The organism is Alloalcanivorax sp. C16-1 (genome assembly GCF_046507805.1).
Taxonomy (GTDB): Bacteria; Pseudomonadota; Gammaproteobacteria; order Pseudomonadales; family Alcanivoracaceae; genus Alloalcanivorax.
Genome location: NZ_JBKFTK010000002.1, coordinates 548,659 through 570,668, shown reverse-complemented (window position 1 = coordinate 570,668; position 22,010 = coordinate 548,659). Strand labels below are relative to the sequence as shown.

Below are 22,010 nucleotides of genomic sequence, written 5' to 3'. Positions count from 1 at the left end.
ATGGATTTTTTTTCAGGCGGCGGACACGCGCACCAACCAGGGAGTGCGGTAATGCACCGCGATGGGCAGCGCCTGGGCCAGGGATTCCAGGGTGTAATCGGTGTCACGCACGGAAAAGGCGCCGGACACCACCAGCCCGGCCACCGCGTCGTCGCAATACAGCAGGCCGTGGCGGTAGCGGCCCAGCTCGGCCAGGAAAGTGCCCAGCGGTTGCCGGTCGGCGCGCAGCACGCCTCGGGTCCAGTCCAGCGCCGCGTCCCGGTCCAGCGGGAAACGCCGCACCCCATCAGCGGACAGCCAGGCGGCTTGCCCGCCGGCCAGTGTCGTCACCAAAGGCGGTTCGGCCGCGATGGACCTCAATGCGCCCGGCCCGGACAGCACACTCACCCGGCCCGCCAACACCGACACCCCTAGCCGCTCGCCGTAATCCCGCAGCACCACCTGGCTGTCGGCGGCGCCCAGCCGCACCTCCGCCATCTCGATCCACAGCGGTGTGCCGCCGGCGCCCCGGCTGTCCAGGGCGATCTCGCTCCCGGGCAGCGCGCGGATGCGGCGCTCGCCCTGGAACGCCAGGTTCACCGCGCTGGCGGTATTGAGCATCAGCCCGGAACCGTCCGGCAGGGTCAGGCGACGCTGCTCGCCGGGCCCCACCCGGCAGTCCGCCAGGGAGCGCTGCACCCAGCCGCCACGCGCGGTCAGCGCGCCCACACCCAGCAGCGCCAGGGCGCCGAGTACCTGCCGGCGCCCCAGACGCGGACCGCGCCGGGCCAGGGAGTGGCGGCCCACGTCCTGGGGCACCTCGCCAAGCCGGCCTGCGAGCCGCTCCACCTGGGCCCAGGCCCGCTGGTTGTCCGGGTGGGCGGCCAGCCAGGCGGCCCAATCCCGCCGCAGGCTCTCGTCGGGGTCGCCGGACCACAGGCTCACCTGCCAGTCCAGGGCGGCTTCCAGCCGGGCCGGATCGAGACCGTGGCGGTGGGCATAACGGCTCAGCGAATGGGACGCCTCGCTCATGGCTCGTCCAGCGCCAGCAGGCAGGCCAGGGTGGCCTTGAGCATGTACTTGCGCACCGCCGCCTGGGACACGCCCAGCCGCTCCGCCACCGCCGCGTAGGTCAGGCCCTCGAAGCGCGACAGCAGAAACGCCTGGCTGACCCGGCCCGGCAACCGGTCCAGCACCTGATCCAGGCGTACCAGCAGGTCCAGCACCAGGGCGCGCTCCTCCTCGGACGGCGCCACCGGCGCCGGCCGGGCGGCCAGCGCTTCCAGATAGGCGTTTTCCAGACGGCGCCGCCGGTGCAGATCGATCACCAGACCGCCGGCGATGCGGGTCAGAAAGGCCCGGCCCTCCCCTGGCGGCGGGTAGCGCCCGGAGTCGATCAGGCGGACGTAGGTGTCCTGCACCAGATCGGCGGCGTCCGCGTTGTTGCCGCCAAGGCGGCCACGCAGCCAGCCGAACAACCAGCGGGCGTGATCATTGTAGAGCGCGCCCACATCGGCGCTGCGGGCGGCATTGAGGGTGGTGGCAGCCATGAGATTGCAAATACAAATAGGAATAATTATCAATAGCAGTGGAATATAAAGCAGGGGCCCAGGGGAGGCAAGCCCCGGGCGGTCAGGGCGCGGTCGGGAAAACGGCACTCAGACGCGCCGCCAGGGAACGGTCGGTGGTGCCGTAGAACGTCTCCAGGGCGGCCACCCAACGGCGCGGGCGCTCGGGCAGTCCCTGCCCGATCAGCCGCCGGGCCAGGCGCTCCACGTCATCGGCGAAGCGATCGGCGTCGCCGGGGTCGCCGTCCAGGTTGTCCAGCGACACCCGGAAGTCGTGCCCGCAGGCGGCGCAGAACAGCGCCTCGAACGCCTGGGGTCGCACCTCCACGGTCAGAAAGCGGGCCTGCTGGCCGGCGTCACGGCCATCCGGCGCATACCAGTAGCCGTAATCCTCCAGCGTCCGGCGGCGCGGGCCGGCCACGCACCAATGCGCCACCTCGTGCAGGGCGCTACGGAAATAGTCACGGGTATAGCGAATCCGGTGGGGCGCGCCGGGCAGATAGACGGGCTCCTCGAAGCCGCCTTCCAGTACCGTGGCGAAGTCGGCGTGAAAGGTGTCGTGGAACAGCGCTTCCAGGTCGGCGGCGCGGTGCACCGGCGCGCCGCTTTGCGGTATGGTAGCCGCCCCGTGCCCCGACCCTGGTCCACCATGTCCTTGCATCGTCGTGAATACCTCGCGCAGCTTCGTCTCGCCCTGCCGATCCTCGGCGGCCAGCTGGCGCAGACCGCCAACGGCTTCGTGGATACCGTGATGGCCGGCCGGGTGGGCGCCGCTGATCTGGCGGCGGTGGCGGTGGGCGCCAGCATCTGGGTACCGCTGTTCCTGTTCATGACCGGGGTGCTGACCAGCGCCACCCCGGTGCTGGCCCGCCATCTCGGCGGCGCAGCTTACCACCGGGTGAACCCGCTGGCCCAGCAGGGGCTGTGGCTGGCGCTGGGGCTGGGGCTGCTGTGCGCCCTGATTCTGCGCGCCATGGCGCCGGTGCTGCACCTGATGGACGTGGACCCGGCGATCCGCCCGCTGGCCCAGGGCTACCTGGATGCGCTCAGTTGGGGCATGCCCGGCGCCGCCGTGCTGCTGGCCCTGCGCAGCTACACCGAGGCCATGAACCACACCCGGCCGGTGCTGCTGATCAGCGTGGCGGGCCTGCTGATCAACATTCCCGCCAACTACTTGCTGATTTACGGCAAGCTGGGCCTGCCGGCCCTGGGCGGCGTGGGCTGCGGCTGGGCCACCAGCCTGGTGATGTGGTCCATGGCGCTGATGATGGGCGGCTACATCAAGCGCCACCCGATCTACCGTCCGGCCCGGCTGACCCTGCGCCAGCGGTACTGGGAGCCGGCCAGCCTGGGCTACCTGCTGCGCCTGGGCCTGCCGGTGGGGCTGTCGATTTTCTTCGAGGTCAGCATCTTCTCGGTGATCGCCCTGCTGATCAGCCGGCTGGGTCCGGAGACCGTGGCCGGCCATCAGATCGCCCTGAATTTCACTTCGCTGGTGTTCATGCTGCCGCTCAGTTTCGCCATCGCCGCCACCGTCCGCGTGGGCCGCGCCCGGGGCGGCGGCGACCGGGATGCCCTGGCCGTGGCGGTGCGCTGCTCCTTGCTGATCACCGCCGCCATCGGCCTGGCCGCCGGTCTGCTGCTGATGCTGACCCGCGCCTGGATTCCCCATATCTACACCGGCAATCCGGGGATCATCGAGCTGGCCGCCCATCTGCTGCTGTTCGCCGGCCTGTATCAGATCTCCGACGCGGTGCAGGTCAGCGCCAACGGCTGCTTGCGCGGCTTCGAGGACACCGCCTGGCCGATGGTGATGACCCTGTTCGCTTACTGGGGCGTGGGCCTGCCGCTGGGCTATGTGCTGGGCCTCACCGACCTGTGGGTGCCGGCCATGGGGCCCGCGGGCTTCTGGATCGGCCTGGTGGCCGGCCTCACCACCGCCGCGGTGCTGCTGTCGTTGCGCCTGCGCTGGCGGCTGCGGCAGCCGTTGGCGGCGACCGCGCGGCAGGACGAGGCAACCGTGGAGCAAGCCGCCTGACGGCGTTGCGCTTCAGCCGTGATCGGACGGACAAAGAACGCATTCTCCATTGCATCCCTTTCCTATATGCGGATAATAACGATTCTTATTTAATCCTGGCGTCGGGGATGCCATGTCCAAACTTTCTTCCCAACGGCTCGCCGGCTCGCCGCGCCTGGGCGTGGCCTTGCGTGCCGTGGTCGCCGTGTTCGGCGGTTATGCCCTGGCGGCGGCGGCCACCGCCGCTCTGGCCCTGTGGCTGCCGATGGCGCGGGCGGACGCGGTGCTCACCGGCACCCTGCTCTCGTTCGTGATCTACACCGGGGCGGTGCTGTGGGCGTTCGGCACTCGCAGCCTGGCCCGGGCCTGGGGCGGCATTCTGATTCCGGCGGCCCTGTGCGCCGCCCTGGCCTGGCTGGGGGGCGCATGAAAGGCGGTCTGCGACAATCCATGGCCTGGCTGCACACCTGGAGCGGCCTGCTGCTGGGCTGGCTGCTGGTGGCCATCTTCATCACCGGTACCAGTGCGTATTTCCGCGATGAGATTTCCTTCTGGATGGCCCCGGAGCTGCACCAGTCGGTGGCCTCGGAAGCCACCCCGGAACTGGCCTGGGCGACCCTGGGCACGACGGCGCCGGATGCGCGCGCCTGGGACATCATCCTGTCTCAAGAGCGGTCCCCGGTGGCCGAGCTGCGCTGGCAGCCGGACACCCCGGAGGCCGCCGAGGGCGGCGGGCGCCGGCACGGCGAGCAGGTGGAGATGGACGCCGGCAGCGGCGAGATCCTGACCCCGCGCGCCAGCCGGGGCGGCGACTTCCTGTACCGTTTTCACTTTGAGCTCTACGGGGTGCCGCGTATCTGGGCGCGCTGGCTGGTGTGCGTGGCCACCATGATGATGCTGGTGGCGATCGTCAGCGGCGTGATCACCCACAAGAAGATCTTCAAGGATTTCTTCACCTTCCGCCCCGGCAAAGGCCAGCGTTCCTGGCTGGACGCGCACAACGCCACCGCCGTGCTGGCACTGCCCTTTCATTTCATGATCACTTATTCGGGCCTGCTGATCTTCATGGTGATGCTGATGCCCTGGGGCATGAACGCGGCCTATGAAGAGGGCTGGCGGGGCTTCTTCAACGACGTCTTTCCCCGCCAGGAAGCGGTCGCCACCGGCGGCTCTCCGGCGGCCATGGTGGGCGCCATCCAGCCGCTGGTGAACCGGGCCGAGGCCACCTTCGGCCAGCCCGCCCAACGCATCAGCGTGAGCTGGCCGAACCGGGACAACGCCCGCATCGAGATCAGCACCGGCAAGGAAGCGGCGATCACCGACCGGCGCCGGGGCGGCAACCCCACCCTGGTGTTCGACGGCCGTGGCGACCTGCTGGAAACGAAACCGGGCCTGTACGACGACGGCGCTTCGGCGCGCATCTACAACCTGATGGTGAACCTGCACCTGGCGCGCTTCGCCGACCCGGCCACCCGCTGGCTGTTCTTCCTGTTCGGCGTGGTCGGCTCGGCCATGGCGGTGACCGGCATGCTGCTGTGGGTGTCAAAGCGCAGCCAGCAACTGCGCGGCCGCCAACCGGGCTTCAACCTGCGCCTGGTGAACGGCCTGAACATGGCCGCGATCACCGGCCTGATGACCGCCATGGCCGGGTACTTTATCGCCAACCGGCTGCTGCCCGCCGACCTGGCCGGCCGCGAGAGCTGGGAAATCCGCGTGTTCTTTCTGACCTGGCTGGCCACCCTGCTGCACGCCCTGGTGCGCCCGCACCGGCGTGGCTGGATCGAGCAACTGGCGGCGCTGGCCCTGCTGTGGCTGGCGGTGCCCCTGGTCAACCTGGCCACCACCCACAGCCACCTGTTCAGCGCCATCGCCTGGCGCCACGGCGCCCTGGCCAGTTTCGATCTGGTCTGCCTGGCGATCGCCGCCGGGGCCGGCTACGCCCTGTGGCGCCTGGCCGGCCACCGACCGGTGCGCAAACCGGCGCGGGCGGGCCGCGCCGCCCGCGCTCTGCCCGAAGGGGAAACCGCCTCATGACCGTGCTGCCGTTGATCGGATCCCTCGGCTACGCCGGCCTCACCGCCCTGGCGCTGGCCATGAAACGCCACCACGAGGCCATGCTCGGCCGCAAACCCGGCGAGCGCCGCCTGCGGGTGTTCCGGGTGCTGGGCTGGGCGCTGCTGGCACTGATGATGGCCGGCTGCCAGTACCGCTGGCCCACCGGGCTGGCCCTGTCCATGACCCTGGGCATGGTCACGCTGGCCGGGCTGCCGCTGGTGTTTTTGCTGCCCTACCGCCCCCGGCTGGCGGTGCCGTTGGCGCTGGTGCTGCCGGTGCTGGCGTGCGTGGGGCTCGTGGTTTAAGCGCCGACCACAAACAACGCTTGCGCGCTTTTCGCTGTGCGTCTACGCTGAAATCAGCGGCGTACGCGGAGGCTCTTATGGCAAACCGGCGTGACCCTCGCGGCAACAACGTGTTGCCGTTTATCCCCCGACGGCGGGATTCCTCGCCGCCGATTCTTCGACTCTCTCCCGAGTACGACGGCATGGAATTGCTCTATGCCAACGACCAGCACCCCGACACCCTGTTCTCGATCAAGATCCTGGCCTGGGCGCGCCTGGACAACGGCGACACCGTGGCCGTGGTGCCGTGGCTCAAGCAGCTGGTGACCGCCCCGGATCTGGCCGACCCGCTCAATGGCCGCTGGGAAGGCTACCGGCTGCCGGGCAGCGATTATCTGTTCCGCGAGGCGCCGCCCCACAAGGTGCGCGAGCTGGACGAGGCGGTGGCGTTCTTCGGCAAGACCGGCGTGCAGGAGATCCCGGATACCATCGGCACCCACGCGGTGTTCTCCGAGGACCAGTTCGAGACCCTGAGCCTGATGGAAGTGGTGAGCTGGCGGCTGTTCCCCGACGGCCGCGCCAGCGCCATGGTGGCCGACGAGGACCGGGTCACCCAGACCCCGGTGCTGCCCGGCGACGATTGCCTGCTGGCGGCCCAGGACGAACCGGACTTCCGGTACTTCTTCCAGCACGGCATCGCCAACCGGCTCAAGGAGCGGGACCCGGAGGCCCTGGCGGCCATCGCCATGCTCGCCACCCGGCACTGAGCCGGGCGGGCCCGGCGCTCAGGCCAGCGGAGGCCCCCGGCGGCGACCACGGGGCTTGTCCTCGTCGTTACCGGCGCGGGCCATGCCCCGCGCCAGGGCCAGCAGCAGCATCTGGTCGCGCCGCGACACCGCGCCGAACAGCCGCATCATCGCGCGCAGGCGTTTGGTGAGCGCGCTGGGCGGCAGGGTGGTGGCGTTTTCCCAGTGCTCCACCTGGGTCAGGAAATCCACCACCCGCAGTTCCATGGCGGCGCAAATGCGCGACAGCCGCTGGAAGCTCACGTCCTGGATATTGCGCTCCACCCGGGACAAATTGCCGGCGTCGGTACCGCACAGATCGGCGATCTGCTTCAAGGTAGCCCCCCGCGCCAGCCGCTGACGCTTCAAACCCGCCCCGATGTCCATGCCGCTCTCCTCTTTTTTGTGATTTCTTCGCACTGTGACCTTTGCTTGATTCGCAAAGGTTCGCTCTGCACGGCTGGCGAATCAATAGAAAAGAGCGCAAAAGTTTAATTGTGGGTCAGGAAGAAGGCCCTCAGCACCTCCGGGAAACTCAGGCCCACCAGCAACACCGTGCGGGCGGCGCCGTGCGGGACGCCCACGCCGCGCTCCCAGCGCTCCAGGGTGGCGAGGTCGACGCCGAGCAGCCGCGCCAGCTGGAAACGGTCCAGGCCGGTGAGGCGCAGCACGGCTGTAAGGTGGGTACCGTCCAGTTCGGTGTCCAGCGGCAAGCGGGCCAGCTCCGCGCGGCTGTGCTCCAACAGGCGGTCCACCCAGGTCTCGGTGGGGCCGGGCGTGCGGGTGCGGTAGGGGGTGCGATCCTCCGACATGGCGGGTTCCCTGGCTGAACAGGCTTGCCGCCAGGATGGGCGGCGCGGGGGCGCGAAGGAAGAGGAGATCCGGGCGTTGCGATGTAAGCGATGGCGTACGGCGTTGTAGGAAAACCGTGATCAGGCTTGAGCCGCCGGGCGCCCCACCCGGCTCAGGCACTGGGTCATCAGGTGATCGATCACCTTGTGCGGATGGCCCATCAAAAAACCCCGCGCCGGGGCGATCCAGTTCAGCCGCGCCTCCAGCAGCGCGCCCAACGCATCCACATAGGCGTCGTTGTCCGCCGCCGGCAAATAGCCCCGCGCCAGGGAGCGCTCCAGCACCGCGGTGCCCGAAAACAGCATGCCTTCCTCGCCCCACAGCAGCGCCTGATGATCCGGCGCCTGCCCCGGCAGGGGCAGCACCGTCAGCTCGAAGCCGGCACAGCGGAACGGCCGGCCCGCCGCCGGCCGCTGGTCGGCGTCCGCCTGCAGCCCCACCAGGGTGGCGCCGGTGGCCGCGCGCAGGGCCGCCAGCGCCGCGCGCTGATCGCCGGGCCGGGTGGTCAGCACCGTGGCCCGGCGCCCGGCGCAGGCCGCCATCAGCCGCTCCAGATGGGCACCGGGCCCCGGCCCCGGGTCCACCAGCAGCACCTGATCGTCCCGGCGCAGCAGATAGCTGTTGAAGCCGGGCCCGTCGCCCTCGGGGTCGGCGGTGAGCCGCCACAGATGCTCCCCCAGACGCACCCACTCCCCCGGCTCAATGGCGGCGCGGGCCCGCCCCTGCCCCTCCGGGTCCAGCCGCACCAGCTCGTCGTAGGCCGGCCGCCCCGGCTCCACGTATACCGTTTCACCGCGCTTCAGCGCCGGCCACGGACGGGTGGGAAACGCCTTTGGCCGCTGCTCGCGAGCGTAGGTGAGCACCGCGTCCACGGACTCGAACTCGGCCAGCTTGCGCAGCACGGCGATGGTCGGCGTGGCGAACTCCCGGCGACCCTCGCGGCGATCGCGCAGCGCCTCGGCGGGGGTCAGCCAGCAATGGTCGATGGTCTCCTGGCCGTCGTGGTCGGGCACCTGCCCGGGCGGCGCCTCGGCGGCGAAAAAACGGGTGTCGAAGCGACGCGGCGGCCCCGGCGGGGTCACCCAATGGTCCAGATAGGCGACGCGGTCCAGCGCCAGGGTCAGCCCGTGCTCGCCGCACACCGACGACAGCGCCACCTCGCCCGCCGCCACCGCATGGCGTGCCGCCAGCGCCGGATGGTCCGCGCCCAGCCAGGCGCCGCCACCGTCCCGGGCCAGCAGCAGCCCGGCCTCCTCGAAACTCTCACGCAGCGCCGCCACCAGATAACCCAGACCGCCCTCCTCCACGCCCAGCAGCGCATTGGCGGACGCCGCGTCGTGGCCGCGCACCGTCTGGCGCCCGGCCAGCCGCTGGTCGTCCGCGTCCACCGCCCCGCCGGGAAACACATAGAACCCGGGCATGAACACGGCTTTATGGGTGCGCTGGAGCATCAGAACCTGCATCCCCGCGTCCGTATCGCGGAGCAAGGCCAGGGTGGAAGCGGGACGTGGTTGCATAGGGCTTTTCTTATTCTCGGAATCGGATTTCATCAATGACCATACCCCGAATCCGGGCTTGGCTAAAGCAGTACCTCCAGCCCCTTGCTCTCCACCAGATTGAGCAATTTCAACGAGATGCCGTTGGGGGTTTTATCGCCACGCTCCCACTTCTGGACCGTGGATAATGACGTATTCAGGTAAGCGGCGAATACCGCCTGACTGACTTTGTAACGCCTGCGAAGTCGGCGAATATCTGCGGCTTGCAGGTGCTTGACGGCCGGCAAACAGAGCGCATCAAATTCGCGTAATGTCGTCGTGTCCATCACGCCCGCCGCGGCCAAATCGCGGGCGGTCCCATGAACCGCGTCAAGAATCTTTGCTGCCATCGTCCGTTACCTCAATGATCGCTCGGTGCCGCAAAGCTTGCTCGATCTGAACATCGCCATAGCTCAACAGCTCGCGGGCCAGCCTGGTTAACGCTCTCTGCTCTGATACAGAGAGGGTCGATCTTTCATTCTTGGCAAAACCGAATAGGAAGATGGCCCGGCGACTGGCCCGAAACGCCAACACCACCCTGGCTCCTCCCCGTTTGCCCCTTGCTCCGACCGGAATCCGCTTCTTACAGAGACCACTCCCGAGTCGGGCATCGATCAAACCGGCCTCCATCTCCGCGACAGCCCTAACCAAAGCTGAGTCAGGGATGCGCTCGCTCAGCGCCCAGCGGGCAAACGTACGGTTCTTGAAAATCCGCACACTCATCCAATCATACCACCCAGTGCCACATTCGGAAATCGTTGAATTTCCGGCCAGACAAAGAGCGTGCGCGAACCGCCCCGTCGGGGTCATGAGGCGATATCGGAGTCTGCTGTAGGAGATTTGGGTGTCGGCTTGTAAGCCACTTCGTCCGGCCGGTCTAACGGCAGGTGTCGCCCCGGGCGGGGCGGACGCGGTCGCCGGGGCGGATGCCGTGGCGCTGGAAGTAGCCGGCGTTGACCTCCAGGGCCTGGTGGTAGCCCTCGCCGGGGCGGTACACGCGGCACAGCACGGCCACGCGGCTGTCGCAGGGGGTCATGGTCTGGATGTCGAGGATGCGGCCGTCGGCGTCCAGGAAGGCAATGTCCAGCGGAATCCGCGTGCGGTACATGTAGAACCCCTGCTCCGCCGTGGCCGGCGGATCGAAGCGAAACAACATGCCCGCGTTCGCCGCCAGACGGTCGCGCTCCATCAAACCCCGAGCACGCTGCTCGGGGGTGGACGCCACTTCCACCCGCACCGGTCTTTGCGGGTCACCGACACAAAGTAAATCGCGCGGCAAGGACTCATTACCGGTCGCCAACGGGGTAAATAAAACGACCGCTAATATGCCCGTTCCGAGCTTTCTGAGGGGGAACATCGACGCTCTTCACCTTTCAAAGCCCCGAGAACGCGGGGTTTCCGTGGTAAAACCAGGGTTTCCCTGTCCCATGAGTCAAGACGATTTACCAAAACCTACCGCTTATCGGGATTTTGATACCGTTCGTCGGGTCAAGTCTTATCGCACAAGATGTATAAGTCATTGAATTTATTGGCAATACGGTACCATAAATCGCCGCTTTTTCATCAGGCAAAAAGTGCCTTTTCAGAAAATGACATTCTCCGATACGCAATTATCGATTAGGGTTTACAGACCGTGCAAAAACGCGCGGCGCGCCCCGGCAAGGAAAGACAACGGGGTGCAGGATTAAAAGGGAGATTCGTATCACATAAAAAACAACAAGACGTTCCCGGTAAACGTGGCTTGTTAAGCCCTGCGGCGCCGGCACAAGGAAAGGCCCGCCGCACCTGCTTTTTTTCAGCCCCGAAAACCGGATACCGAGGAGGTCCCATGATACTCCGAAGTAGAGACTCTCATATCCGACCCTCCCAGCGTTTGCTGCGCAGTACCCGTCGGAAGAACATCGCGAACACCCTGTAGTCCCGGCCATCGGCGGGGCCCGAGCCCTGCATGGCCCGATCCGGGAGACCACTGGCCGAAGAGCGAAGTCGGAATGTCCGGCCTGGCTCAATAAGCCAGGCCCCCGAATCGTCAATAAAAAACCAAAGGACAACTGGAAGGAGACGATCATGACTGGCACGGAGCGCTTATTGCTTGCTGATGTACCTCACCATGTGCTGCGTAAGGCCCGCAAGGGCGAACAGGTGTTTCACGACAAGGCGGACTATCGGCACTTCGTGAGCCAACTCCGCGAACTGCGTGATGTTTACAACGTCGAGTTGCACGCGTGGACGCTGCTGCCCGACCGGATTCACCTGGTGGCCACGCCCCACGAAAACCCCAACCTTCTGGGAACCTTTATCAAGGCCCTGACCTGCCGTACGTCCCTGCGGCGACGCGGTGTCTACGGCGAACGCTCACCCTGGGAGGCCCGCTTTCGCGCCAGCCCCATCGAACCGGGCAACTGGCTGATGGCGTGTATCTGCTATGTGGAACGCCTGCCCGTGCTGCACAAGCTGGCCGGTAGCGCCTACCATTACCAGAACAGCAGCTACCGCATGCGGCTGGGCAAGACCGACCAATACTGGCTGGACGATCCGGAGGAGTATGCCCGCCTCGGCGACGACATCGAGGAACGGGCCGACGCGTTCAAGACGTACATGCGTAACGGCCTGGACGAGAAGGAAATGGATCTGATCAATACCGCCCTGTACCGCAACCGGCTTACCGGTTCCCAGCGCTTCGTGGAATACGTCTACCGCAAGTACGGGATTCTGGCGCTGAACCGCGGCCCGGGCCGGCCGCGACGCAAGAAAAACCCCAACGACTTCTCCACGGAAGAAGGCTAGAACCCGCCGACTCGCGCTCTCCGGCCAGTCTTGGCCGGAGAGCAGCGTGTCCGGATCACCCCCCCGGCGTCACACTCACACTCTTCAAATCATCCGGAAAGTAGAACGAGAATTCCTCTCCATTCTCCCGACGCACCAACACGCTGGCCCGGTACTGATCCTTGAACGACAGCCATACCAGATAGTCGCTGTGATATTCCCCCACCGGATAGCCGTTCACCGCCACGATGGTATCGCCCGGCTTCACCCCAACTTCCTCGGTACCGCTCTTGGGGAAACCCTCCCCCACCAGATAACCGTCCGGCGCATCATCGCTGACCGCAGTCAGGTCCATCTTGTTCATAAAGTCCACCACCTGCCAGGGCAGCTTGGGGTGGTCCGGCGCCACCGGCCCGGTCTCGACACTGGAGGTGGTGGCACCACCGCCCATGGACGGAATACGCAAAGTGATCTGTCTGCCGTTGCGGTAAATCAGCACTTCCGCCGGCTGGATGGCGGTCAGCACCCCGCCATCGGGCAAGACCCCGCCCACGCGGTACTGATAGGCACCGTAACCTTCCGTGCTGATCACCGCCGACGCCAGCGGGCTGTTGGCCTGAAAGATAGCCAGCAGGGCCAAAGCCTGCTCGCTGGGCATTTTCAACGGTGTAACCGGTTTTGCCGGCACCGTGCTCGGCGGCGACACCGGTGGCGCCGACACACCGGACTTCGACGGCATCGTTAAAGCCGCCCGCGGCGTCTCTTCAGGCGCATTGTCCGTGCCATTATTCCCTTTGACGTAAAAGAAAATAATGAATGAAAAAATTAATACCAGCAGAAACAACGATTTAAGAGCAATCTTCTGACTCAACATAGGCACCCGACAAAAATCCGCGTCATCCAACGTGTTTTACAAGGAACTTAAATAATATATACCTCTCTTTATTGAGGACAACACGGAGAACAACACCGGCAACACGTTCGAACACATCAGCCTGATATCAGAACGATATCCAACAAAACAATCAGGAGGAAAAATGAGGACTCTTACCCTCGGCGCCCTGTCCTTGGTGTTTCTTGCGGGGTGCAGCCACAACCCGGCCGCTACCGGCACCGCCCCGGAACTGGAAACCACCCAGCAAAAAGCCTCGTACGCCGCCGGCATGTTTCTGGGCGGGCAACTTGAAAACAGCCTGGCCCAAAACGATCTGGACACGGACCTGTTCCTGCTGGCACTGCAGGACAAGCTGAAGGGCAACGAACTGCTGCTCGATGAGGAAACCGCCAGCGAAGCCTCCGGCGCCTACCAGAAAGAAGTCACCGCACGACAACAGGAACTGAAGCGCCAGGCCATGGAACGCAACGCGGCGGCCGGCCGGGCCTTCCTGGAGAAAAACAAGCAACGTCCGGGCGTGAAAACCATGGAAAGCGGCCTCCAGTACGAGGTCCTTCAAGCCTCCGAGGGCGGCGCCAGCCCGAAACCCGGCGATGCGGTGCGCGTGAACTACGCCGGCGTGCTGATCGACGGCAGCTTCGTGGACAGCACCCTGGCCCGTGGTGAGCCCGTGCGCATGAATATGGGTGTGCTGATACCCGGCTGGCAGCAGGCGCTGCTGCACATGAAGGAAGGCGACAAATGGCGCATCTTCCTGCCGCCGGAGCTGGCCTATGGGGAGCAGGGCCGCGGCCAGGAAGTTCCGCCGCAATCCACCCTGATCTACGAACTGGAACTGGTCGAAGTGATCGACAGAAGCTGATAACCACCATTGGAAGGGGGCACACCCATGAGACCATATCACTCTATTCTGAACGTTCTGTTTATCGCGCTGGTCCTCCCCGGCCTGGCCACGGCGGATCTCCGTGAGCGGGTGGCGGAAGCCCTGGCGGTCACCAACCCGAACCTGAGCGTGGAAAGCATCAGCGACAGCCCGGTGGAGGGCATCAAGGAAATCAAGCTGAGCAACGGCAAGTTCATCTATGGCTCGCCGGGCAGCGACCATGTCTTCTCCGGTCGGCTGATGGTGTTCTCCGACGACACCCTGGTGGACCTGACCGAACGCCGGGAGAAGGAAGACCGGGCCGAAATGCTCCAGGCGGTGAATCCGGGCACCACCATCACCTACCCCGCCAGCGGCGAGGAAAAGTATGAAATCTATGTGTTCACGGACACCACCTGCCCCTACTGCAAGAAGTTCCACGCGCACATGGACGAGATGAACGAGCAGGGCATCACCGTGCACTACCTGGCGCTGCCGCGTTCGGGCATCAATACCCCGGTGGCCCACGATCTGGCCAAAATCTGGTGCGCGGAGGATCCACAGGCCGCCCTGAATGACGCCTTCGCCGGCCAACCCTTTACCCAGAAAGTCATGCCCTGCCGGGCACCGGTGGCCGAGCAGTACGAAATGGCACAAACCCTGGGTGTAAGCGGCACCCCCTCGGTGTTCAGCCCGGACGGCCGTAATCTGGGCGGATATATGTCGCCGAAAGAAGTGATTGCCGGGATTAATGACACCGCCAACATCAATTGATTTAAACCCTGGCCCGCATGCTCTTCCCCGACGCGCGGGCCTTTTTTATCTTTTTGAGAAACCGTTCACTTCTCTCTTTTAAGTAGCCTCTCCCGGGGAAAACATCGTTTTCCCCTTCTTTTTAAAAGCGGCACCTCCACATCCCGGGTCACAAGAAGAACGTTAAGTCGCTGAATGTAAAGAGAATGCTAAAAATAACGAAACGCTGGCCATTTTAAACACAAGCCTCCGTAAAAAATCCTTGCTACGTTGAACTGGCGGTACAAACCGCAGTATCCGACATACAAACAATTACGGAGACTCATCATGAAGACGAAACTTCTTCTCTCAGCAGTTCTCGGCGTGGCCGCCTGGTCACTGTCCAGCATGGCGGCAGCGGACTGGGATACCGGCCCCTGCCCGGGCGGCGGCAGCGCTCCCTGTATCGAAGCCGTGGTTAATGGCAACACCTACCACTTCAACGGCACGGGCGACCATGCCGGCGAATGGCACGGCCTGCCGACCACCGGTGCGGACTTCCAGTTCGCTGGCGCGACGGCGCTGGGCTGTAGCGGTCTGAACCTGAACTGTACCCTGACCCTGGGCGGTAAGGTTCAGAAGTGCCAGGACTCCAACGGGGACTGGCGCATCGGCGTGCAGGTGAACTCCTCCAACGTATCCGGCGGCTTCGGCTGTAGCGCTGTTACTCTGGGCGGCTTCCCCTGGTACGCCAAGGACGCCAGCATCAGCAGCCACTGCCCGTTCACCGATGACTGCGACAACTTCATCCCGTACACCCCGGGTGCATCCAGCTACACCGGCAATTTCGGCGCCATCGACATCAGCGTTTTCGGCATTTCCCGTGTTAGCGGCGGCCATGTGCACGGCGTAACCTTCACCCCGGGTACCGGTGCCAACTTCGATTTCGACTCCTCGTTCTACGGGTGTGACGAAAGCGACCAAGGTTGTACCGTGGACGGGACCCTGACGGTAACGAACGCTACTTCCCTGGACATTCAGTAACAGAAAACACAGCAATAGTGGCGCCAGCTCCGGTCGTTTACGCGACTAGGGGCTGGACGCCCTCTCTTCCCGCCCCGGCCCACCGGGGCATTTTTCATGGTGGGCTTACCTGAAAGATCAAGGAGATAAAACCATGAAAAGGAAAATTCTGCTCTCAGCATTTCTTGCTACGGCCACTTGGTCGTTGCCCGGCCTTGCGACGGCGGACTGGGATACAGGCCCCTGCCCCGGTAGCGGCACGGCGCCCTGCATCGAAGCCGAGGTAAGCGGAACCACCTACCATTTCAACGGCACTGGTGACCATGCCGGGGAGTGGCACGGTCTGCCCACCACTGGTGAAGACTTTGTGTTCAGCGGAGCAACGACATGGGGCTGCAGCGGTCTGAACGCGAATTGCACCTGGAACTGGGGAGTAAAAATAAAGAAATGCCAGGACGAAAATGATGACTGGCGCATAGGACTCCAAGTGAACTCGGCCAGTATGACTGGCGGCTTTATCTGCGGATTATTGACGTGGAGCGGTTTCCCTTGGTATAGCAAAGATGTAGCTAACAGCAGCCACTGCCCGTTTACTGATGACTGCTCTAACTTTACTGCCTACGATGCGACCGCTTCTTCTTATACCAATAACTTAGGCGCTATTGATCATATTATTTTTGGTACCCCACGAGTTGAAAACGGCCACCTACACGAAGTCGTGTTTAACCCGGGCACTAGCGCAAATTTGGTTTTCAACTCGCAGTTCTATGACTGTGACGATGAGGATCAAGGCTGCTCAATAAACGGGACCCTGACCGTAACGAATGCCACTTCACTGGATATCCAGTAACAAGAAGTGCCGTAACATTGGCTCCAGCGCCCGGCCCTTGGAGACAAGGCGCTGGACGCCTTCTTCTCCCGCCCCGGCCAACCGGGGCGTTTTTCATGGTGGGCCTACCTGAACGATCAAGGAGATAAAAACATGAAACGGGACCTTCTACTCTCAGCATTTCTCGCTGCGGCCACCTGGTCGCTGTCCAGCCTTGCGGCTGCAGACTGGGACACTGGCCCCTGCCAAGGCGGTGGCACGGCACCCTGCATCGAAGCCGAGGTAAGCGGTACCACCTATCTCTTCAACGGCTCCGGCGACTACGCCGGAGAATGGCACGGCCTGCCAACCAACGGCGAGGACTTTGAGTTCAGCGGAGCAACGACATGGGGCTGTAGCGGCCTGAACTTCAACTGCACCTGGACCTGGGGAGCCCAAATAAAGAAATGTCAGGACAAAGATGGCAACTGGCGCATCGGCCTACGGGTGAATTCAGCCAGCATGTCAGGAGGCGCCTACTGCGCCCTTATCGGATGGGAGGGGTTCCCCTGGTACACCAAAGACACCAGCATCAGCAGCCATTGCCCGTTCAATGACAGCTGCGAAAACCTCATTCCCTATGTGGCTAACGCAACCACCTACAACAGCAATATCGGCCCCATCGACTTCAGCACATTTGGTATTACTCGTATAACTGGAGGCCATATGCATGGCCTGCTCTTCACCCCAGGCATAGGTGCCCGCCTCGATTTCTCGTCCGCGATCTACTCATGTGACGAAGATGACGAAGGCTGTGAGGCAAACGGCACTCTGACGGTGACGAACGCCACCTCTCTGGATATTCGCTAGAATAGATAGGATTGGATTACCAAGGCGCCGGTGGACCGCCACCGCCTAGAGAATTTGGCATAGGGTGCCTAGCCACCATTAATATCGCCCTTCACTGTCTAGCCCTGGAATAGGTACACCTGTTCCTTATCAGAATGCCCGATGCACCGCATCGGGCGCTTACCAGCCAAACCGGATTCGGCCGGCTGGCGACCCCGGGCTCGCCTTGAGCAGGTTCTGGTGACGCCGGCAGCGGTGATGGCTGTGCGTGGTCTTGTAGTAGACCTGCCACCGGGGTACCAATAGACGCCGCCAGAAGCACCTGGAACAGATAATCACGCCCTGCCAACGGTCAATCCGGCAACGCGTTCTTGCGTGAGGACTTGCCGGGCCGCTTTTTTACCGTCACCCCGTAGTCCTTCTCCATGACATCGACAACGGCTTCGAAGAACTCGGCCTTCTGTTCGGCCAGACGCAGCTTCTCCTCAAGCTCCTTGATCCGCTGCTCTGGGGTAGGTGGGGACTTCGCCACGGTAGGGCTCCGACTCGCACGGTGGGGGGCGCCAGAACTCCAGTCCTGGTGGCCATATCGACGTAACCACTTTAGTACCGTCGAGCGGCCCTGAATACCGTAGCGGGCCTGGGCCTGCTTATAGGTCAACTCACCGCGCTCCACCTCGTCCACCACCGCCTGTTTAAAGGCCAGGGTGTAATCTCGCTGCGTATGTTTAACCCGTTGATTCATAACGCTCTCCCACAATCAGGGCTGGAATGTGTCCACTCTATTCAGAACGGGTCAAACCCAAAAAAAAGGGCCCCTCTCGGGACCCTTAATCTTCTAGATATTAGTCAAACGCTATTTGATAGGCTCAGAAATCATGTTGATTCTGTTGCCATATTCAGGAATAAAGAGATCCAAATACCCGGCATTATTTCCATTGCCAGCATCCCATACATCGATAAAGAGATCCACGGCATTGGTATTGTATTGCTCAACCTCCATACGACCGTCATCCAGGAACGTCACGCCGCCCTCAAGACTCATCCCTATCTCATAGGACTTCAAATCCCCCGGGTTGGTAATGGGATCCCATTCAAAAGCATAGGGAGCATCGACATAAAGGTTCATATCCATTCCAAGCACCGGACCTTGCCCCTGCTCGGAAATCCAACCGGTGACAGGCTCATTGCTGTTAGCACCCTCATAACGCATCCGCAATACCTGTGGTCCGGAGAGAGTGCCAGCTGCGTAAAACACCGCGCCAAACACATTCGTATCAATATAGAAATCCAGAGAAGTACCCATAACAATAGACGGCCACAGTTTCACTTTTACGCGACCATTGGCATCCACTTCATCCGTCACTTCCGCGATTGCGGCCGAGATCAGATAGGTAAACTTATTCTCCGGACATTCGAAAGGAGTGCCGACAGAACTGGTGAAGTTGCCTATATCAAACTCCGAATCGTAACTACAGCCGACATTTGCGCCACTCAACGCCAATGCCGGACCTTGCGAATCATATCGTGAAAGAATTTTAGCACTGTTTTTCGCGGGTTTAACGCCACCAGGATCATAGTCGGGATACAGGCCATAACCTGGATCTCCCGCCTGCAGAGGACCTGCAGGGCCGTATTCCTCGATGTCAAAGTCAAACTCCCCCGCCGCCACAAACCGTGAACTTTCGGGGTCGCCACCAGTATTCATAACAAAAAAGTTAATGAGTTCAGGAATATCATCGTCCCCGGCACCGAGATTAGAACGATCACTGGCAAAGTTGCGATTTGTATCCGCGACAGGCTGTGTCCGCAAGACTTGCAACACATTGGAGCTCGCCATTGCCCCCCGGAAGAATTGAACCATCTCCGGCCCACCAGCTGTTATCGAGGGGCCATATGTGACTTCGTTATACTTCCTGAAAGTGCTATTCGGATTTCTCTTTCTCGCAGTGCTAGTACCCAACGGCATAGTCCGCAGCGGCAGCCCTTCATTGTCGCATATTGCATCCACACCACATTCAAAAGCCCGGTGGTCGGAAGAAGCCACGATAGTGCTCGAAGAGCCATCACTGCCGCAGCCATTAATTTCTGTTGCATCATTCGCAACCATGCGGAAATCCGGATTAATCCCGGTTCGGCAGAGGGCCCAACCGGATGATTTCAACGTGTAGCGATACAATTCGTCAGCCTGCCAAGGCTCCGCCGGTTGGAAACGCAGGGTCATGTCGGACATCTCCACCGTGCCGTCCACTTCACCGAGCACCTGCTCATTCTCGTCAATTCGTTCCACTTTGAAAGTTTCGCCCAATACGACGGTAGCCGGATCGATTTCCTTACCGAACGCCACGATTATCGGCCAATTAGAAGGCATATCCATCACCGGAATGCGATCATCTGCAGGACGATTTTCTCTTTCGGTGCCTTCGGTGATGGCCGGTGCGGCCCCAGCGCACATACCAGCAACGCCATTAGCGAGGTCACGATATGTTTGCCCTATATCCGTCAACTCGGCTGAGCCGGCGCCAAATAGCCCGGTGTTCCCCCCAGCAGCCAGAAATTCAGGAAGCAGAGCACAGGGGAAGCCGGGATAAGCGGCCAGGATCACTGGTGCATGTGTCGTTTGACGGCGAGCAATCCAGGTATCCGCCGGCGTGTAAAACGGCGAAACCTCCGGGTCCGTCAGATCATAATCCGGCACGATAGTCGCCAGCTCGAACTGCTCGATCAGCGGCATCCCAACGGCCATGTTGCCGGCCAGGTCGGTGGCGCCGTCCACTTCCACGCGGTAGACGTTCGGGTTCTCCGCCGGGCTCAGCTGGAAGCCGGGCTGGGTCACCTTGGTGCTTTCGCCATTTTCCTGGGTGGTTTCCTTCAGTTGGATTACCACCGCGGCACCATCCACGTGATAGCGGATGTCCATTTCCTGGTTGGTGGCGTCGAAGACGTGCACCTTGCCTTCAATGCTGCCCGGTTCGATGGGCTCGTCGAAGTTCAGGATGATCGGGTCGCCGGGCTTGGCCAGCACGGCCTTGTTGTCGCCGGTCAGGATGTTGTCACCCATGGTCCAGCTCTGCAGTTCCGGCGCCACGGTGTCGTTCTGTTGCTGACGCACCTGGTCCACCAGTTGCGGGGTCTGGTCACGGTAGGTTTGCAGCTGGAAGCTCAGGGTGCCGTAGCCACGTTCCAGGCCCAGGATCATCGGTTCCACCACGCCCACGGCGTTGATGTCGATGACGCCGGCGCCGGTGTCGGTGCTGACGGTACCGATCAGTTCCAGGTGGGTGATGTTCTGGGTCACGCCGCCGTTGGCGATGGCGTCCTCGGTGCTCATGGCCACGTCCATGAACAGGCGCACCATGCGCGGGCCTTCCGGATCGTAGATGTTGGGGATCAGGTAGCCGTTGGCGTCGGACAGGAAGTGCACGCGCACTTCGCCGCTGTCGAAGCCGGCTTCCACTTCACCGCCGATTTTCACGTCGATGCTGCTGCCGGTGAGCAGGGTGCCACGGCGGATGCGCAGCGGGGAGACGCGGGGGTAACGGGGCAGGAACGCCAGGTCACCGAGTACGTCGCCTTCCTGCTGGGTGGCGGCCATGTTGGTGGTTTCGCTGTCACCGAGCAGTACCGCGTTCACCGGAATCTTGTTGATTTCCTCGCCGGTGAGCGGGGACAGGCCGTTGCCGGTGCCCTGGTCGCCCGGGGTGGTGATGCGTTGTACCAGCGGCTGCGGCCGTTCACTGGGATCGGTGCCTTCCGCCAAGGAGCTGGCCGGGTTGAAGCGGAAACGGTTGCCGTTGGCGAAGGCGAAGCTTTCGCCGTAGGTGCTTTGCACGCCGTTGTTTTCGAACACCAGGCGGTAGGTCTCGCCCGGGGTGAGGTCTTCCTTGGGATCCACTGTCAGGTAGGGGCCATCGACCACCACCCAGGCGGGTACGACGTTGTCGTCGCCGTCCACCAGACGCAGGGTGTTGTTGCCGCCCTGGCCGTAGCGCACCGTTTGCTGGTCCAGGGGCTGGGTGAACTGCATGCGGATGGTGGAGAAGTCCATCATCGGGTCCTGCTCGCCACCGCTGGGCAGGGTGCGCATGACGTCGAGGGTGTCGTCGGCGATGACGTTGGCTTTGATGCCCTCTTCCGCCGCCCGGGTGCTGAAGCGGATGTCCTGGGCGCCGTTGATCTCAACATTGTCGGGGAGATCCACCACGTAGTCGGCGTGATAGTCGAGCTTGCTCGCCGGCGTCAGGATCAGTGATTTGCCACCGTCGGCCAGGCGGCCCTGGGCGGGTACCGCGTCGCCGTTGTGGCGCAGCACCACGTCATTTTCCAGGCCCATACCGGAGACGCTTTGCGAGAAGCGCAGCACCACCGGGGTGGGCGTGGGCACTTCCTGCTGGTCCTGCAGCGGGAAGGAATAGATCAGCGAATTTTGCGCTGCCTGCCCGTCGCTGCCGCTGGGGCTGCTTGAATCGCCCCCGCAGGCGACCAGCAGAATGGCCGCGGGCAAGGCCACGGCCACTGGCGCTATCTTTCTTATCATGGTCGCTCCTCGACGTTTCATATTTGACCTCATTGTTATCAACGTCTTTTTGTTCGGCTTGTCTTCGAATCAGCCGTCGCGTCTATCGGTGCCGTTTAATCAGGGCAGAAGATGGAGCGCGAGTCCTTGTTTTAATAGAGTTTTCCTGCGCGATGTATTTTCTTGAACCCTCAACCTGAAGTGGAAACACGTTCACGCTTAACATCCTGAGAATAGCGGCGCGTCCTTACCCTTGTATAGGCAGAAGAGCCGTTAAACGGGGTTTTCAGAGACAAGCTACACCTCCCTTACCGTCAAAAACAATTCTCTTTAAAAACATAGCGTTATGGAAAAATCCGCCTTATATTTGCGAATACAATCTGTCCCTTTTTTCTCCAAATGTTAAAATCGCAATAGCCTTGAAGATGACTTTTTGTTTACCAGCCTCTTTCGGCCGCCTTCTTCGTTTACATATGTTGCCGGG

General features: G+C 62.8%; 22 protein-coding genes and 1 pseudogene. 11 read left to right on the top strand and 12 right to left on the bottom strand.

Annotated features, from left to right (window positions below; genetic code table 11):
- Nucleotides 1–12: 12 nt before the first annotated feature.
- The 3 genes from ACLD0W_RS09830 to ACLD0W_RS09820 form a co-directional block, all read right to left on the bottom strand.
- Nucleotides 13–1,011: a DUF4880 domain-containing protein gene (locus tag ACLD0W_RS09830; RefSeq protein WP_410307301.1), complete on the bottom strand. Its 999-nt coding sequence runs from the start codon at nt 1,009–1,011 to the stop codon at nt 13–15.
- Nucleotides 1,008–1,529, bottom strand: a complete 522-nt coding sequence (locus ACLD0W_RS09825; protein WP_410307300.1) for a sigma-70 family RNA polymerase sigma factor — start codon at nt 1,527–1,529, stop codon at nt 1,008–1,010. The genes ACLD0W_RS09830 and ACLD0W_RS09825 overlap by 4 nt, the downstream gene beginning before the upstream one ends.
- 82 nt (nt 1,530–1,611) lie before the next feature.
- On the bottom strand, nt 1,612–2,142 hold the full coding sequence (locus ACLD0W_RS09820) for an elongation factor P hydroxylase (RefSeq protein ID WP_410307299.1): 531 nt from the start codon (nt 2,140–2,142) through the stop codon (nt 1,612–1,614).
- Nucleotides 2,143–2,175: 33 nt separating this feature from the next.
- Between ACLD0W_RS09820 and ACLD0W_RS09815 the strand changes: the two genes are divergently transcribed.
- The 5 genes from ACLD0W_RS09815 to ACLD0W_RS09795 all read left to right on the top strand — a co-directional run bounded on the left by ACLD0W_RS09815 (nt 2,176) and on the right by ACLD0W_RS09795 (nt 6,670).
- The gene (locus ACLD0W_RS09815) at nt 2,176–3,585 is read left to right on the top strand and encodes an MATE family efflux transporter (RefSeq protein WP_410307298.1); all 1,410 of its coding nucleotides are present in this window, start codon (nt 2,176–2,178) and stop codon (nt 3,583–3,585) included.
- Between the two features lie 112 nt (nt 3,586–3,697).
- Nucleotides 3,698–3,994 (top strand): DUF3649 domain-containing protein, encoded by a 297-nt coding sequence (locus tag ACLD0W_RS09810; RefSeq protein WP_410307297.1) that lies wholly within the window; start codon nt 3,698–3,700, stop codon nt 3,992–3,994.
- Entirely contained in the window at nt 3,991–5,598 is a 1,608-nt protein-coding gene (locus ACLD0W_RS09805) for a PepSY-associated TM helix domain-containing protein (protein ID WP_410307296.1), read from the top strand. The genes ACLD0W_RS09810 and ACLD0W_RS09805 overlap by 4 nt, the downstream gene beginning before the upstream one ends.
- Nucleotides 5,595–5,924 carry a DUF3325 domain-containing protein gene (locus tag ACLD0W_RS09800; RefSeq protein ID WP_410307295.1) on the top strand — a complete coding sequence of 110 codons (330 nt, stop codon included), beginning with the start codon at nt 5,595–5,597 and terminating at the stop codon, nt 5,922–5,924. The genes ACLD0W_RS09805 and ACLD0W_RS09800 overlap by 4 nt, the downstream gene beginning before the upstream one ends.
- A gap of 77 nt (nt 5,925–6,001) precedes the next feature.
- Entirely contained in the window at nt 6,002–6,670 is a 669-nt protein-coding gene (locus ACLD0W_RS09795) for a hypothetical protein (RefSeq protein WP_410307294.1), read from the top strand.
- An 18-nt stretch (nt 6,671–6,688) separates the two neighbouring features.
- On the opposite strand, the gene ACLD0W_RS09790 is transcribed toward ACLD0W_RS09795, so the two are convergent.
- The 6 genes from ACLD0W_RS09790 to ACLD0W_RS09765 form a co-directional block, all read right to left on the bottom strand.
- Nucleotides 6,689–7,075, bottom strand: a complete 387-nt coding sequence (locus ACLD0W_RS09790) for a helix-turn-helix domain-containing protein (RefSeq protein WP_410307293.1) — start codon at nt 7,073–7,075, stop codon at nt 6,689–6,691.
- 104 nt (nt 7,076–7,179) lie between these two features.
- Nucleotides 7,180–7,500: a helix-turn-helix domain-containing protein gene (locus tag ACLD0W_RS09785; protein WP_410307292.1), complete on the bottom strand. Its 321-nt coding sequence runs from the start codon at nt 7,498–7,500 to the stop codon at nt 7,180–7,182.
- Between the two features lie 120 nt (nt 7,501–7,620).
- Nucleotides 7,621–9,057, bottom strand: coding sequence for a hypothetical protein (locus ACLD0W_RS09780; RefSeq protein ID WP_410307291.1), 1,437 nt, complete (start codon nt 9,055–9,057; stop codon nt 7,621–7,623).
- 62 nt (nt 9,058–9,119) lie between these two features.
- Nucleotides 9,120–9,425 carry a helix-turn-helix domain-containing protein gene (locus tag ACLD0W_RS09775; protein ID WP_410307290.1) on the bottom strand — a complete coding sequence of 102 codons (306 nt, stop codon included), beginning with the start codon at nt 9,423–9,425 and terminating at the stop codon, nt 9,120–9,122.
- Nucleotides 9,406–9,798: a type II toxin-antitoxin system RelE/ParE family toxin gene (locus ACLD0W_RS09770; RefSeq protein WP_410307289.1), complete on the bottom strand. Its 393-nt coding sequence runs from the start codon at nt 9,796–9,798 to the stop codon at nt 9,406–9,408. Before ACLD0W_RS09770 ends, ACLD0W_RS09775 begins: the two co-directional genes overlap by 20 nt.
- Nucleotides 9,799–9,952: 154 nt before the next feature.
- A complete protein-coding gene (locus tag ACLD0W_RS09765; RefSeq protein ID WP_410307288.1) occupies nt 9,953–10,354 on the bottom strand; it encodes a DUF192 domain-containing protein in 402 nt (133 codons plus the stop codon).
- A gap of 788 nt (nt 10,355–11,142) precedes the next feature.
- Here ACLD0W_RS09765 and ACLD0W_RS09760 point away from each other — a divergent pair.
- Nucleotides 11,143–11,862, top strand: a complete 720-nt coding sequence (locus tag ACLD0W_RS09760) for a transposase (RefSeq protein WP_410307287.1) — start codon at nt 11,143–11,145, stop codon at nt 11,860–11,862.
- Nucleotides 11,863–11,917: 55 nt separating this feature from the next.
- On the opposite strand, the gene ACLD0W_RS09755 is transcribed toward ACLD0W_RS09760, so the two are convergent.
- Nucleotides 11,918–12,712, bottom strand: a complete 795-nt coding sequence (locus ACLD0W_RS09755) for a type II secretion system protein N (RefSeq protein WP_410307286.1) — start codon at nt 12,710–12,712, stop codon at nt 11,918–11,920.
- Between the two features lie 166 nt (nt 12,713–12,878).
- On the opposite strand from ACLD0W_RS09755, the gene ACLD0W_RS09750 reads away from it, so the two are divergent.
- From ACLD0W_RS09750 to ACLD0W_RS09730, 5 genes are all read left to right on the top strand, one after another.
- The gene (locus tag ACLD0W_RS09750; protein ID WP_410307285.1) at nt 12,879–13,598 is read left to right on the top strand and encodes an FKBP-type peptidyl-prolyl cis-trans isomerase; all 720 of its coding nucleotides are present in this window, start codon (nt 12,879–12,881) and stop codon (nt 13,596–13,598) included.
- A 27-nt stretch (nt 13,599–13,625) separates the two neighbouring features.
- The gene (locus ACLD0W_RS09745; RefSeq protein ID WP_410307284.1) at nt 13,626–14,372 is read left to right on the top strand and encodes a DsbC family protein; all 747 of its coding nucleotides are present in this window, start codon (nt 13,626–13,628) and stop codon (nt 14,370–14,372) included.
- Nucleotides 14,373–14,678: 306 nt separating this feature from the next.
- Complete coding sequence (locus tag ACLD0W_RS09740) at nt 14,679–15,374, top strand: hypothetical protein (protein ID WP_410307283.1); 696 nt, start codon at nt 14,679–14,681, stop codon at nt 15,372–15,374.
- A gap of 133 nt (nt 15,375–15,507) precedes the next feature.
- Nucleotides 15,508–16,203, top strand: coding sequence for a hypothetical protein (locus ACLD0W_RS09735; protein ID WP_410307282.1), 696 nt, complete (start codon nt 15,508–15,510; stop codon nt 16,201–16,203).
- A 132-nt stretch (nt 16,204–16,335) separates the two neighbouring features.
- A complete protein-coding gene (locus ACLD0W_RS09730; RefSeq protein ID WP_410307281.1) occupies nt 16,336–17,031 on the top strand; it encodes a hypothetical protein in 696 nt (231 codons plus the stop codon).
- 195 nt (nt 17,032–17,226) lie between these two features.
- Here ACLD0W_RS09730 and ACLD0W_RS09725 read toward each other — a convergent pair.
- Nucleotides 17,227–17,755: pseudogene (locus ACLD0W_RS09725) on the bottom strand (transposase); the annotation flags it as partial.
- A gap of 111 nt (nt 17,756–17,866) precedes the next feature.
- Nucleotides 17,867–21,526, bottom strand: a complete 3,660-nt coding sequence (locus ACLD0W_RS09720) for an Ig-like domain-containing protein (RefSeq protein ID WP_410307280.1) — start codon at nt 21,524–21,526, stop codon at nt 17,867–17,869.
- Nucleotides 21,527–22,010: the final 484 nt, after the last annotated feature.